Below are 12,475 nucleotides of genomic sequence, written 5' to 3' on the forward strand. Positions count from 1 at the left end.
TGTCTCGCCCCATATCTCGCTTTCGATGGCCTCTCCCGAGATTGACGCGCTGACCCAGGCGCTTGCCCGGCTGCCGGGGCTCGGGCCCCGCTCGGCGCGGCGCGCGGTGCTGCATCTGCTCAAGAAGCGCGAGGCGGCGCTGACCCCGCTGATCCGGGCCCTAGAGCGGGTCAACGAGCGGCTGGCGGTCTGCGCCACTTGCGGCAATGTCGACACCAGCGATCCGTGCGCCATCTGTGTCGACTCGCGCCGCGACTCGAAGCTGCTTTGCGTCGTCGAGGAAGTTTCGGACCTCTGGGCGCTCGATCGATCGCGCCTATTTCCTGGTCGATTCCATGTGCTTGGCGGGCGTCTTTCCGCGCTGGAGGGAGTAAGGCCGGAAGATCTGACGGTGGACCGGCTGATCGGCCGCGTCGCCGCGGGCGGCATCGATGAGGTCGTGCTCGCGATGAACGCGACTCTGGAGGGCCAGACCACCGCGCACTATCTGGCTGAGCGGCTCGAAACCTTTCCTGTGCGTCTGACGCAGCTCGCCCACGGCCTGCCGGTCGGCGGCGAGCTCGATTATCTGGACGAGGGGACGCTTGCGCAGGCGCTGCGGGCGCGCCGCCCGGTCTCCTGAGGCCGCCGCCCGATGCTTGACGCTTCTCCGGCCCGACTTTAGCGCGCGGCAATGGCTCTGCTCCCCATCATCGAAGTTCCCGACCCGCTGCTTCGCGCCCAGTCGGCGCCCGTTGAGCGGATCGACGATGAGCTGCGCCAGTTCGTGTCCGACATGTTCGATACCATGTATGCCGCTCCCGGCATCGGCCTCGCCGCCGTGCAGGTCGCGGTGCCGCGCCGCGTCATGGTGATTGACCTGCAGGATCCGGAAGAGGAGGGCGGCGAGCCGGTCAAGAAGCCTTACGCCTTCATCAATCCCGAGATCGTCTGGTCGTCCGACGATCGCAGCGTCTACAATGAGGGCTGCCTTTCCATCCCCGATCAGTATTCGGAGATCGAGCGCCCGGCACGGGTCCGCGCCCGCTGGCTCGACGAACAGGGCCGGCAGCATGACGCGGAGGTGGATGGGCTTCTCGCCACCTGCGTACAGCATGAGGTGGACCATCTGAACGGCGTCTTGTTCATCGATTATTTGTCCCGGCTGAAGCGAGACATAGTCTTGAGAAAGCTCGCCAAGCTTCGGAAAGAACAAGGGATCAAGGCGGCCTGACCGGGCGCCTGCCTACCCGCGACGGCGTGCGCGCCGCGGCCGAGCGGGTGCGTGATCACGTGCTGCGCACGCCGCTGCTGCCGCTCGAGATCGGCGGCGTGCGGCTCTGGGCCAAGCCGGAGTGTCTTCAGACCGGCGGGAGTTTCAAGCTGCGCGGCGCCGCAAATCGGCTGCTTCAGCTCAGCCCCGAGCAGCGGTCCCGCGGCGTGGTCGCTTTCTCTTCGGGCAATCACGCGCAGGGAGTCGCGATCGCCGCCCGGCGGCTCGGCATCGCGGCCACCATCGTGATGCCGGCCGATGCGCCGGCCGTTAAGCGCTCAGCGACGCTAGCGGCGGGCGCTCGCATCGTCGACTATGATCGGGGGTCCGAAAGCCGCGAGGAGATCGGCGCTCGCCTGGCCCGTGACAGTGGAGCCGCGCTGGTGCCCTCCTTCGACGATGTAGACATCATCGAAGGCCAGGGAAGCGCCGGCGTGGAAATAGGCGAGCAGCTGCAAGATGTCGTCGGAGCAACGCCGGACAAGGTGCTGGTTTGCTGCGGCGGAGGCGGACTCTCCGCCGGAATCGCGCTGGCGTTGCCGGAGGCCGAGATCGTGACGGTGGAGCCGCAAGGCTGGGACGACATGGCCCGCTCGATCGATGCGGGCAGGCCCGTACCCGTACCGGACGACGCCCCGCCGACCCGCTGCGATGCGCTCCAGACCAAGCTCGTCTCCCCGCTGACACTCGGCGCCCTACGCGATCACGGCGCGCGCGGCGTGTCGGTCCGCGAGGACGAGACCGCCGCCGCAATGGCCTGGGCGGCCCGCCATCTGCGACTCGTCGTCGAGCCCGGTGGCGCGGTGGCATTGGCCGCGGCGCTGACCGGCAAGGCGGGCCCGCTCAGCGAGCGTTCGGTGGTGGTCCTGTCCGGCGGGAACGTCGACCCTGTGGTTTACGCCGACATCCTGAAGGGCCATTCAGGCACGGTCTGAGCGCGGCTTGTCGCTGCTTCGAGCTGGCGAACGACCATGTTCAGCTGAACGGCTATTGCTCGCAGCTCAGCAGCTCGGGCCGCATCGCCTTGGCCGGGGCGGGCGAGGCGGGTTGCGTCCAGCAAGGCTTCGAGGGTGAGCGCGAGACCCGGCAGGATCGTGCCCTCGATCCGGTCCAGCGCCTCCTCAGTCCCGCGCGATTGTGCCGTGCTGCTCATGTGGCGAAGCTAGAGCGGCTTCCCTAACGAAAACTGAAGATCAGCGGGGCTGGGACGCCGGCGCCAGATCCCGACCGAACAGCTTCCCGTGCTCCGTCACGAACGCACATGCCAGCGCGAGCACACCGAAGATCGCGAACCCGGCGACCAGTGGGATGATCGTCCCATCGAAGCTTTGGCCGACGACCAGCCCGAGTAGCGCGCCCAATATGGTGCCGATCGTGCCCTGTACGGATGATGCGGTGCCCGCGACATGGCCAAGCGGCTGCATCGCCAGCGAGCCGAGATTGGCGGAGGCGAGGCCGAAACTCGCCATCGTCAGCCCCTGCAGGGCGATGAACACCCAGATATTCTCGCCGATCTCCGCCACGACCAGGTGCACGGCCGCGAAGATCGTAAAACAGAGCAGGCCGAGATGGGCGAGCCTGCGGATGCCGATCCGCCCGACCAGTCGCGAGTTCAGATAGCTGGTCAGCGCCATCGGAGCGGCGATCGCCGCAAAGGCGATGGCGATCAGGTCCGGTCGGCCGAACACGTCGAACACAATCTGCTGGATCGAGTTGATATAGCCCATCAGCGCGCCCATCATCGCGGTGAAACCAAGCGTGTAGCCGAGCGACTGGCGGTTGCTCAGCGTTTCGCGCGTGCCTTCCCACACCGCCGCGAAGGAGAACGGCCGGCGGAATTGCGGCCGCAGCGTCTCGGGCAGCCGCAGCGCGCACCAGGTCAGCATGATCGCGCTGAACGCCGCCAACCCGAAGAAGATCGCTCGCCACGGCGCCACCAGCAGAGTGAGCTGGCCGAAGGTGGGCGCGAGCATCGGCATCAGCAGGAAAACGAGGAAGACAAGGCTCATCAGCCGCGCCATTTCCGCGCCTTCGAACCGATCCCGCACGATCGACACGACGAGCACCCGCGTCGCCGCAGCCGACGCGCCTTGCAGCAGACGGGCGATGAGCAGCAGCGTGAAGCTCCCCGCAGCCGCGCAGGCCAGCGCGAAGCCGAGATAGAGGAGCAGGCTCACAACCAGCACGGGCTTGCGTCCGAAGCGGTCCGACACGGGGCCGTAGATGATCTGCGTCGTCCCGAAGCCGAGCACGTAAAGCGAGACCACCAGTTGCCGCTGGTTTTCGGCGGCGACGCCGAGCGCGTCGCCGATCGCGGGCAAGGCGGGAATCATCGCATCGATGGCGAGCGCGTTCAGCGCCTGCAGCCCGGCCATCATGATCACAAATTCGCGGTAGCCCGGGCCAGTCCAGGCGCGCGCCTCGACGGGCGTGTTTCGATCAGCCATGTCGTGGAGCCCCCTAAAGCGAAGCAGTCCCTGCGCGACGCCGGCAGGCTGCACAAGTTCCCTGTGCGTTGTCGCAAGAGCGACTACAGGTCCGCGATCACAGGAGCAGTCCGCATGATCACCGTCCACCATCTCGAGAATTCCCGCTCACAACGCGTGCTGTGGCTGCTCGAGGAACTCGGTCTTCCCTACCGGGTCCGGCGCTACGAGCGCGATCCCAAGACCATGCTGGCGCCGCGCTCGCTTCGCGATATCCACCCGCTCGGCAAGGCTCCCGTGATCGATCATGATGGCCTGGTAATCGCCGAGACCGGCGCGATCATCGAATATCTGGTCGAGCAAGCTGGCGGCCGTCTCGGCCCGCCCGCCATTCGCGAATCGGTGCTGCGCTACCGGCACTTCGTGCATTACGCCGAAGGCTCGATGATGCCGCCGCTGCTCGCGATGCTCGTCATCGGCCGCCTCGGGCTGCTCGGTCGCCCGGCCCACGCCCCGCTCCAGCGCATGTTCGACGTCCATCTGGACTGGCTGGAAGGCGAGCTTGGGACCCGGCCATGGTTTGCCGGCGAGGACTTCACGGCCGCCGATGTGATGATGAGCTTTCCGCTGGAAGCCGCTCGCGCCCGCGCCGGCCTTGACGAGCGCCGCCCCAACCTCACCGACTGGCTCGAACGCATCCACGCCCGCCCGGCCTATGGGGAAGCGCTGTCGAAGGGCGGCCCCTACGCTTACGCGTAGCTAGAAGGGCTCATTCCCCCGTACAGGCGGGGCCACATGCGCCGGAGCGTGCGGCGGCTCGATGTCCACCGGCTCCGGCGGGTCGAGCTGGCCTTCCCATTTGGCCACCACAACGCTCGCAACGGCATTGCCGACTACATTGGTTGCAGAGCGGCCCATGTCGAGGAAGTGATCCACCGCTAGGATAAGCAACAGGCCCGCCTCTGGTATATTGAACTGCGCCAGCGTCGCCGTGATGACCACAAGGCTGGCCCGCGGGACGCCGGCCACGCCCTTCGACGTGATCATCAGCGTCAGCAGCATCAGGATCTGCGTGCCGAGGCTGAGATCGATGCCATAAGCCTGGGCGACGAAGATCGTCGCGAAGGTCATGTACATCATCGATCCGTCGAGATTAAAGGAATAACCGAGCGGCAGCACGAAGCTGGCGATCCGCGGCGGCACGCCGAACCGGTCGAGTGCCTCCAGCGTCCTGGGATAGGCAGCCTCCGAGGAAGCAGTAGAGAAAGCGAGCACGATTGGATCGCGGATGTAGCGTACGAGCACCCGCGTGCGGCTTCCCACGATCACGAAGCAAATGCCGATCAGCAGCGCCCACAGGATCGCCAGGCCGATATAGAAGCTGCCCATGAAATAGCCGAACGTGCCGAGGATCCCGAGCCCCCGCTGCGCGATGGTTGCGGTGACGGCGGCGAACACCGCGATGGGCGCGAAGCGCATCACATAATCGGTGATCTGCAGCATCACCTTCACCAGCGCCTCGGTGGCGCGCACCAGCGGCCGTGCAGGCTCTCCCACCGCCAGGATCGCGACGCCGACGAACAGCGAGAAGACGACGATCTGCAGGATGTCGTTCTCGGCCATCGCCCCGATCATCGATTCCGGGAAGATGTGGGCGATGAACTTGGCGAAATCGAACGCCGATCGATCGACCCCGACGGTCGCGTCCACGGGTGGAAGTGGAAGGCCGAGCCCGACGCCGGGCTGGAAGACGGTGACAAGCAGCAGGCCCAGGCTGAGCGAAACCAAGCTTGCGCAGATGAACCAGCCAACCGCTTTTGCGCCAACGCGACCGAGCGCCGCGGAATCCCCCATGTGCGCGATCCCGACCACCAGGGTCGAGAAGACCAACGGTGCGATGATCATCTTGATGAGGTGGAGGAAGATCGTCGTCAGGATCGAGATGTAGCCGGCAATCGTCTTGAGCTGCGCCTCGCCCGCCGGGGTTCCGTCGCTGATGCTGACGTTCAGGATCCAGCCGACCAGGACGCCGAGCACAAGGCCTGCGATGATGTAGTAGGTCAGGCGTTTGGCCACATGCAGCTCCTTCCAGGCGAGCCGACTAGGAAGGCGATTGCGCGGCCCGGGTCAAGTGCGCCGCGTGCTCCCGGCCGTCATAGCGAGGAGGCGTCCAGAGCCTCGGACGTCCAACTGGTGTGCTTCGCCGCGTTCGCAATAGCGCCAGGGGCATCACGCCGGCTCAAGCACCTTGTGCGCCACCTCGTCGGCCAGCTTGCCGTTCAGTTCGGCCATGTGGTCGAATTGGGCATGGTAGCTGGCAAGGCCCTGGCTCAGCGAACGCAGCTCCGCTTCCAGCCCCTGCAACTCAGCCTCGGGCAGCAGCGCCTCGATCTTGTCCCAGCGTGACCAGCCCTCGCGGGGGCCCATGCCCAGCATCTGCCCGCGCCGGCTCGACACCGCGGAAGTGATCCGCGACGTCGCCACGCCAGGCGCATAGATCGTCACCCGGTGCACCGGTTCCAGCAGGTGGGGGGACGCAGCGGACAGTGCCTCGCTCATCGCGATCCGCCCGGCGGTGCGGAACGCGAGTTCGGAGCTGTCGACGGTATGGTAGCTGCCGTCCGTCAGCGTGACCGCCACGTCCACCACCGGAAAGCCGAGCGGTCCCTTGGCGAGCGCATCGCGAACGCCCGCCTCGACCGCGGGGATATACTGGCGCGGCACCGCTCCGCCCGTGATCTTCTCGTCGAAGGCGAATCCGTCGCCGCGTCCCTGTGGACGGACTTCGATGACGACATCGCCGAACTGGCCGTGGCCGCCGGACTGCTTCTTGTGCCGCCCGCGCTGGGTGACAGGTTTGCGGATCGACTCCATATATCCGATCGTGGGCTGCCGCGAGTCGACCGCAACGCCATAGCGGCGCTTCAGCCGCGCAATGGTCACGTTCAAATGCTCGTTGCTGACCCCGCGGATGCGGGTCTCGTGCAGCGCCTCGTCCTGCTCCCAGCCAAGCGTCGGGTCCTCCTCGACCAGCTTGTGGAGCGCAGTTGACAGCCGGACGTCGTCCTTGCGGTCGCGCGTCGTGATCGCCAGCGCATAATTGGTGGCGGGCATGTCGACGCTGACCGTTGGGGCAGTGTTCGCGCCGGAGCTGAGCCACTCCCCGGCGCGCACCCCTTCGGCCTTCGCGACCGCGACCACGTCGCCACGCTCAGCCTTGCCGAGCTTGGCCGTCTTTTCGCCCTGGACTGAAAAGAGCGTGCCGATCCGAACCGCATTGCCGTCCGGCCCGCTGAGCTCTGCGCCTTCCTTCAGCGTCCCGCCGAACACACGCGCGAGCGCCAGCCGGCCCATCGCTCCTCCATGCGATATCTTGAACACGAAGGCGCAGCTGTCGCTGGCGCCGAGCCGCTCCGCCGTCGCCTGGGGGGCTGGCGCCTCGTGTCGGAGCGCCTTCATCAGCCGCCGAACGCCAAAGCCGTTCAGCGCCGAGCCGAACAGGACGGGGACCCCGAGATTTTCCCGGGTCTCGCGCGCAAGATCGGCGAGCACGGTCGGGAGGGCGGGTGTCTCGTCCATCAGCAACTGTTCGAGCAACTGGTCGTCGTGATCGGCCAATTGCTCGAGCATGTGGAAACGAGCGGAACGCTCCCTGTCGATCAGTTCCGGCGGGATCTCCATTCGTTCGGAAGGCTTGCCGGCGCGGTAATGAAAGGCGCGCTCGAGCGCCAAGTCGACGAAGCCGGTGATCTTCTCGCCTTCGCGGATCGGGATCTGCCGCGCGATCAGCGGCGAAGCGCTCATTGGCTGCAGCGCTTCGAGCAGTTCCTGGATCGAGCCGCGAGCCTGATCGATCTTGTTGACGAAGATGGCGTGCGGAATGCCAAGCGCTTCAAGCTGCCGCAGCACGGGCTCGGCGAGCAGCGCGCGGTCCGGTTCGGGATCGACAACCACGATGGCGATGTCGGCAGCGGCGATGCCAAGCGCCGCGTCGGCCGAGAAACCGATCGAGCCCGGGCAATCGAGCAGAGCATAGCGATCGCCCAGGAACTCAAAATGCGAGAGGTTGAGTTCGGTAGAGCCGTGCCGAGCGCGCGCTTCCGGGCTGGAGTCGCCGACGCAATTACCGGCATCGACGCTGCCCTGTCGGTCGATACTTCCAGCTGCGAACAACAAGCTTTCGGCGAGCGTCGTTTTGCCAGCCCCGCCCGGGCCGACAAGCGCGACCAATCGGGTGCCAACCTTTGTCTCCGGCATGCCTCTCTCCCAAGTTCCGCGCACGGATCGCCAGGAGCGCGCCCGCGCCTTGCGACACCCTTCTCCGATCCGGGCCCGGACGCAAGGGGGTGCGAGGGCAGGGGCGGCGTTAACCGTCTTTGCGAAATCGGACCCGGAACGAGCGCGCCGCTGCTCCGTTTAATGTGGGTCGGGCCGCTGTGCCCGGCAGCACCTTGTTCAGGCGAGTATCTGCCATGGTCCCACGTGCAACCCTCCCAGCCCTGGCCGCCCTGGCGCTCGCCGGCACCGGCACCGGCATCTATTTGGGCAAGGCCGCAGTCGCCGAGATCAACCCAATCTACTACAGCGAGCCGGAAGCACGCTTCCACAGCGATCTGGCGCCCTATCGGGCGACCGAGGCGTCCGGCTACCAGGCCGGCGATCTCAGCGTTGCGAACCTGAACCAGGCACTTGGCAGCGGCTGCATTGGATGCCGGACCTATCCCGAGGAGGTGATCCTCGTCCATCGCGGACGGGCGGACAAGTATGTCCCGGGCGGGGCGGACGTCAGCGTCGAACCTGTCGCGGCAGTGCAGGTGGAGCAGGCGCACTCTCCGGAGTTTGCAGCCGTTGAGCGCTATGCGACTTATCCGATCACGCAAGAGGCCGAGATCGCGCCCGAAGCGCCGGTCGAGATCGAACTCGCGGCGGCAGAAACGGAAACGGAGTAGGGGGCCCCGGTGGGAAGGTCATTGGCAGCGAATGTGTGCTGCAAGTGATCGGGTTGGGCGGCTAAGGAGCTTCCATGAGCTTCTCCCTGCCCGGCTTCGATCTCGACGCCTTCATACGCGCCACCCTTGCCGAGGATCTGGGCGAAGCGGGTGACATCACTTCCGCCGCAGTTATCCCCCCGCAGGTCTTGTTTCGGGGCGTCATGGCGAGCCGCGACTCGATCGTGGTGGCCGGGCTGCCGATCGCGGAATGCTTCTTCCGAGCGCTCGACCCCGGCGTCATTCTGGACCGCATTGTCGAGGACGGCGCCTATGTGCCCGCCGGCACAGACCTGCTGCGGATCGAGGGCAGGGCTCGCGCGCTGCTGACGGCCGAGCGGTCCGCGCTGAACACGCTCCAGCACCTGTCCGGCGTCGCGACACTGACGCGGGCTTATGCCGACGCGATCGCCGGCACGGGCGCGATCCTGCTCGACACCCGCAAGACCATCCCGGGGCTTCGCATCCTGGACAAATATGCGACGAGGATGGGCGGCGCGAGCAACCATCGCATGGGTTTGTGGGATGCCGCGATGATCAAGGACAATCATGTCGCGGTGGCCGGCAGCGTCGAGGAGGCAGTCCGCCGCGCGGTAACAGTTGGCATCGACCGGATCATTGTGGAGGTGGATCGGATCGAGCAGATCGAGCCCGCAATCTCGGCCGGCGCGACGCATCTGCTGCTGGACAACATGAATCCAGAAACACTGCGCGTGGCGGTCAGACTCGTCGGCGGTCGGGTGCCAACGGAGGCCAGCGGCGGGGTGACGCTGGAGACCATCCGCGCAAAAGCAGAAACCGGTGTCACCTACATCTCTGTCGGTCGTCTCACGCAATCGGCCCCGGCCGCGGATATCGGTCTGGACTTCGTCACCCGCTGAAAATTCGGTTTGCGGAGTGGTGAGGGCGCGATAGTGTCCCCTCAGCCCCGGGGAGGAATCTGCACATGCGCCCAAAGTCGATTGTCCTGTTCGAGCGTCTTGTTCTGCTGTCGATCCTCCTTGGCATCATCAATACTGTTCTGATCTGGGATCAGCTGAACTCCCAGGTGGCGCAAGCCGGGATGGGTGCAGGCACGGTGTTGGGTATCCAGGCGGTCACGATCGCGCTGTTCCTGCTGTTGATCTGGTTCATCAGCCGGAAGGGCAGCCCGGTCGCTAAATGGATCTACGTCGTTCTCGGGGGGATCGGCCTGATCTCCAGCCTGGTGGGAATCGGCCAGGCATTCGAGATGGGCACCATCTCCGGCGCGATCTCGATCGTCAGCATCCTGCTTACCCTCCTGACGATCTGGCTGCTGTTCAGGCCCGACGCAAAGGCGTGGTTCGCCGACGGACGCAGCGCTTCGCCCGATCCCGACGTGTTTCGCTAAGCCTATCGGCGCGCAGTCACCTCGCCCTCGATGACGCGCGTTTCGGGATGGTGCTTGTCGAGATAGCGCTTGAGGATCCGGAGATTGCGACTGTTCGATCGGAACACGAAATCAAACAGGTCGCCGACCAGCGGGATCGCGCCTAACGCCGCGTCCATTCCGACATTCCCGGCCATGCGCGCCAGCTGAAACTTGGACATACCCAGGTTGCGCGCCTCCCAGACCAGCCAGGCGCCCATTGAGGCCGTCACCACGTCGCCGACCACCGGGATGAGGCCGAGAATCGAATCCAGGCCGACCGGACGATTGATGCCCGGGATAACGAACAGACGCTCGAGAAGCTTTTCCACCGCTTCCAGCCGCCGCCGTACCGAAGCCGGATCGCGTCCCAAGGGGAGTTGGGTGGCTAGCTCGTCCAGCCGGTGCTGAGAATCTTGCATTGGCCCAACATAGGAAGGCGAGCGACCGTTGCGAGTGGGATCAGCGCCTCGGCGCCACCAGCGAGCCTATGAAGTGAATTGCGAACGGATTGGGCTGGAACCCCGTCAGGCGCGGCGAGACCAGCGACCAGCGGACCGGGGCGGCCAGGGGAATGAAAGGCACCGCGTCAGTCAGCAGGCGATCGGCGCTAGCCAAAGCGTCCCGGCGCTCGCCGAACGAACGTGCATTCCGGGCCGTTTCCAACGCGGCATCCGCCTCCGCGCTGCAGACCATGCTCGCCTGGCAGGTGAAATGGCGCAGGTACCAGCTGGCGAGGCTTGCCGGGGCGACCTCGTCCAGGAAGACGAGATCGGCGCGGTCCGCCGGGCCCACCTGTTCGGCATCCACGCCGACCGCGCGCCAATCCCGGCGCAGATAGGCGAAGATCAGCCGAGCGCCGGGACCATCGGGCATCCTCACGCGAAGCTTGGGCGGATCGTCACCGTCGATGCGACCGGCGAGGATTGCCCGCGCAGCAGCCCGGCGCGCGGGCAGGGGGTCCCCAGCCCAGGCTGGCAGCGCGGGAGTCGGTTGCTCCTCCACTCCTGTAGGCAGCAGGCTTGTGCGGGGCGCCAGGTTCGGCACGGCAAGGGCTCCCACCAGGGCGTCGCGATCGAGCGCCATGCTCAGGGCTCCGCGCACGTCCGCATCGGCGACCAGACCAGTTCGGCTGGCGATCGCCAGCCCGAACAGGCCCGCGGCCGGATCAAATCGCAAAGCAGCGGCCGGCGCTCCGGAAACCCTGGCGATCGGCAGGCCGGCGGCCGTTCCGCCGGTCACGAGCCCGGCACCCCCGGCACGAAAGCGTGCGACGGCAAGTGCAGCCGGCTCTCCCCTCAGCTGAATTTCCGGCGCTTCCGCCCGGTCCTCCGCTTCATCAGCCGGCCTTGGGCGCAAGATGAGCGCGCCCTCGGGGCCGGCTTCGGCCGTGAACGGACCTGTGCCCTGCCCCGCGCGGATGATCCCCATTTCGGGCTGGGCGAGCAATTGCAGGAAATTGGGCCGCGGCGAGCGCAACCGGATCTCGATCACGGTGTCGGTCATGGCGACGATCTCCGCGATCGCGCCCATCACCGGTTTCAGGCGGTTGCGGCTCGCCCGGCTCGCCGCGGCCCGGAGGCGGACGGCGACCTGCTCGGCGGTGACAGTCGAACCGTTCGGCCAGGTCGTGCGCGCAATACGGAAGATGTAGCTGGTGCCATCGTCCGTTACCGTCCAGCTCTGCGCCAGGGCCGGCTCGATCTGGCCGGCGGCATCGAAACGGACCATCCCTTGCGCAACGGCGCTTGTGAGCATGGCCGAGGGCGCATCGAGCGCGGTCCGGTTCGGGTTCGCCAGAACCGGCGCCGTCCCGATCGCGCTGACAATGATCGGGCCGCTCTCGCCCTGCCGGCAGCTGGCGAGCATCAGGGCTGCCGCGCCTGTCGCAATAAAGCCTGCTCGAATCACCATCCAACTGTCGCATAAATCAGGCTGCGGCGGCGCGCCATTCACCGCTTTTTAACTGTGCCGCCCGTAGCTGGGCGAAATCATTGGGACACCTCATGATGCCCGCCCAGGAAAGCTCCCACTTCGTTGAACGCCGGTCCGAGCGTCGACAGGTCGACTCGGCCGCGGAGCTGCGCCATCAATGGTACAGCGTGGAAGTGAAGGTATGCGACGTTTCGCAATGCGGCTTCATGGCCGAGTGCGGGGACGCGGTCGCGATCGGCAGCCATGTCACGCTGGACGTTCCAGGTATCGGCCCTGTCCGGGCGCAAGTGCGATGGCAGCTTGGCGGCAAGATGGGCGGCAGGTTCCTCGATCCGATCCGGTTGACCGAGTGCGAATGGACTGCGGTGAAAGCGGAATGCCCGGAGCTTCTGGCCTGAAGGCTGGTGCGGACGGCGGGACTCGAACCCGCACGCCCCGGGGGCAGAAGATTCTAAGCTTGGGGCTTTGGGGTAAGGTCGTTCCC

14 protein-coding genes are annotated in these 12,475 nt (G+C 66.3%); 8 read left to right on the forward strand and 6 right to left on the reverse strand.

Annotated features, from left to right (window positions below):
* Positions 1-25: 25 nt before the first annotated feature.
* From recR to VF631_RS06275, 3 genes are read left to right on the forward strand one after another with little or no spacing between them, the layout of a single operon-like run.
* Positions 26-622 carry a recombination mediator RecR gene (gene recR, locus VF631_RS06265; RefSeq protein WP_431849420.1) on the forward strand — a complete coding sequence of 199 codons (597 nt, stop codon included), beginning with the start codon at positions 26-28 and terminating at the stop codon, positions 620-622.
* Between the two features lie 51 nt (positions 623-673).
* Positions 674-1,213: a peptide deformylase gene (gene def, locus VF631_RS06270; protein ID WP_431849421.1), complete on the forward strand. Its 540-nt coding sequence runs from the start codon at positions 674-676 to the stop codon at positions 1,211-1,213.
* 26 nt (positions 1,214-1,239) lie between these two features.
* On the forward strand, positions 1,240-2,187 hold the full coding sequence (locus VF631_RS06275) for a threonine ammonia-lyase (RefSeq protein ID WP_431849422.1): 948 nt from the start codon (positions 1,240-1,242) through the stop codon (positions 2,185-2,187).
* Here the strand turns inward: VF631_RS06275 and VF631_RS06280 are convergent.
* Positions 2,148-2,405: a hypothetical protein gene (locus VF631_RS06280; RefSeq protein ID WP_431849423.1), complete on the reverse strand. Its 258-nt coding sequence runs from the start codon at positions 2,403-2,405 to the stop codon at positions 2,148-2,150. The genes VF631_RS06275 and VF631_RS06280 overlap by 40 nt on opposite strands.
* Before the next feature lie 40 nt (positions 2,406-2,445).
* Entirely contained in the window at positions 2,446-3,699 is a 1,254-nt protein-coding gene (locus VF631_RS06285; RefSeq protein WP_431849424.1) for a multidrug effflux MFS transporter, read from the reverse strand.
* Between the two features lie 114 nt (positions 3,700-3,813).
* Here VF631_RS06285 and VF631_RS06290 point away from each other — a divergent pair, with 114 nt between their 5' ends.
* The gene (locus VF631_RS06290) at positions 3,814-4,437 is read left to right on the forward strand and encodes a glutathione S-transferase family protein (RefSeq protein WP_431849425.1); all 624 of its coding nucleotides are present in this window, start codon (positions 3,814-3,816) and stop codon (positions 4,435-4,437) included.
* On the opposite strand, the gene VF631_RS06295 is transcribed toward VF631_RS06290, so the two are convergent.
* Complete coding sequence (locus VF631_RS06295; RefSeq protein ID WP_431849426.1) at positions 4,438-5,754, reverse strand: dicarboxylate/amino acid:cation symporter; 1,317 nt, start codon at positions 5,752-5,754, stop codon at positions 4,438-4,440.
* A 153-nt stretch (positions 5,755-5,907) separates the two neighbouring features.
* On the reverse strand, positions 5,908-7,935 hold the full coding sequence (locus VF631_RS06300) for an elongation factor G (RefSeq protein ID WP_431849427.1): 2,028 nt from the start codon (positions 7,933-7,935) through the stop codon (positions 5,908-5,910).
* Between the two features lie 215 nt (positions 7,936-8,150).
* Here VF631_RS06300 and VF631_RS06305 point away from each other — a divergent pair, with 215 nt between their 5' ends.
* The 3 genes from VF631_RS06305 to VF631_RS06315 all read left to right on the forward strand — a co-directional run bounded on the left by VF631_RS06305 (position 8,151) and on the right by VF631_RS06315 (position 10,038).
* A complete protein-coding gene (locus VF631_RS06305) occupies positions 8,151-8,627 on the forward strand; it encodes a hypothetical protein (RefSeq protein WP_431849428.1) in 477 nt (158 codons plus the stop codon).
* A gap of 74 nt (positions 8,628-8,701) precedes the next feature.
* Entirely contained in the window at positions 8,702-9,547 is an 846-nt protein-coding gene (gene nadC / locus VF631_RS06310) for a carboxylating nicotinate-nucleotide diphosphorylase (protein WP_431849429.1), read from the forward strand.
* A 65-nt stretch (positions 9,548-9,612) separates the two neighbouring features.
* Positions 9,613-10,038 carry a hypothetical protein gene (locus tag VF631_RS06315; protein ID WP_431849430.1) on the forward strand — a complete coding sequence of 142 codons (426 nt, stop codon included), beginning with the start codon at positions 9,613-9,615 and terminating at the stop codon, positions 10,036-10,038.
* Between the two features lie 2 nt (positions 10,039-10,040).
* Here the strand turns inward: VF631_RS06315 and VF631_RS06320 are convergent, their stop codons facing one another.
* Entirely contained in the window at positions 10,041-10,478 is a 438-nt protein-coding gene (locus VF631_RS06320; protein WP_431849431.1) for a DUF4112 domain-containing protein, read from the reverse strand.
* A gap of 40 nt (positions 10,479-10,518) precedes the next feature.
* On the reverse strand, positions 10,519-11,970 hold the full coding sequence (locus VF631_RS06325; protein WP_431849432.1) for an ABC transporter substrate-binding protein: 1,452 nt from the start codon (positions 11,968-11,970) through the stop codon (positions 10,519-10,521).
* Positions 11,971-12,062: 92 nt separating this feature from the next.
* Here VF631_RS06325 and VF631_RS06330 point away from each other — a divergent pair, with 92 nt between their 5' ends.
* The gene (locus VF631_RS06330; protein WP_431849433.1) at positions 12,063-12,389 is read left to right on the forward strand and encodes a PilZ domain-containing protein; all 327 of its coding nucleotides are present in this window, start codon (positions 12,063-12,065) and stop codon (positions 12,387-12,389) included.
* Positions 12,390-12,475 lie beyond the last annotated feature (86 nt).

Origin of the sequence: Allosphingosinicella sp. (genome assembly GCF_036387615.1) — a bacterium.
Lineage (GTDB): Bacteria > Pseudomonadota > Alphaproteobacteria > Sphingomonadales > Sphingomonadaceae > Allosphingosinicella.